Origin of the sequence: Enterobacter cloacae complex sp. P2B (genome assembly GCF_014895985.1) — a bacterium.
Taxonomy (GTDB): Bacteria; Pseudomonadota; Gammaproteobacteria; order Enterobacterales; family Enterobacteriaceae; genus Enterobacter; species Enterobacter bugandensis.
In genome coordinates, this window is sequence record NZ_JADBQQ010000037.1 from 1 (window position 1) to 1,097 (window position 1,097).

Sequence of the window (1,097 nt, forward strand, 5' to 3'; positions counted from 1 at the left end):
AGAACTTTAGCAACAACGCCCGCGCCAACGGTACGGCCGCCTTCACGGATTGCGAAACGCAGACCGTCGTCCATCGCGATTGGGTGGATCAGAGTCACAACCATCTTGATGTTGTCGCCTGGCATTACCATCTCTACGCCTTCTGGCAGTTCGATGGTACCGGTCACGTCAGTTGTACGGAAGTAGAACTGTGGACGGTAGCCTTTGAAGAACGGAGTATGACGGCCGCCTTCGTCTTTGGACAGAATGTACACTTCAGATTCGAACTTGGTGTGTGGCTTGATTGAGCCTGGCTTCGCCAGAACCTGACCACGTTCGATTTCTTCACGTTTGATACCACGCAGCAGAACACCAACGTTCTCACCAGCACGGCCTTCGTCCAGCAGTTTGCGGAACATTTCAACGCCAGTACAGGTAGACTTCGCAGTCTCTTTGATACCAACGATTTCAACTTCTTCACCAACTTTGATGATACCGCGCTCTACACGACCGGTAACAACGGTACCACGACCGGAGATGGAGAATACGTCTTCGATTGGCAGCAGGAATGGCTTGTCAATCGCACGCTCTGGTTCTGGGATGTAAGAATCCAGGAAGCCAGCCAGTTCGATGATTTTAGCTTCCCACTCAGCGTCGCCTTCCAGCGCTTTCAGCGCGGAACCACGAACGATTGGAGTGTCGTCGCCCGGGAAATCGTACTGAGACAGCAGTTCACGAACTTCCATCTCTACCAGTTCCAGCAGCTCTTCGTCATCAACCATGTCGCATTTGTTCAGGAACACGATGATGAAAGGAACGCCTACCTGACGACCCAGCAGGATGTGCTCACGAGTCTGAGGCATTGGGCCGTCAGTCGCAGCAACAACCAGGATCGCGCCGTCCATCTGCGCAGCACCGGTGATCATGTTTTTAACATAGTCGGCGTGGCCTGGGCAGTCTACGTGTGCGTAGTGGCGAGTCGGGGTGTCGTACTCAACGTGAGAGGTGTTGATGGTGATACCACGAGCTTTTTCTTCTGGCGCGTTATCGATCTGGTCGAATGCACGAGCAGAACCACCGTAGGTTTTAGCCAGAACGGTAGTGATTGCAGCGGTCAG

Annotated in this window: 1 protein-coding gene; it reads right to left on the bottom strand. The window is 53.4% G+C overall.

Annotated features, from left to right (window positions below):
• Positions 1 to 1,097 (bottom strand): elongation factor Tu (tuf, locus tag IM313_RS22460; RefSeq protein ID WP_049119900.1); only part of this gene is annotated, 1,097 nt, incomplete at both ends.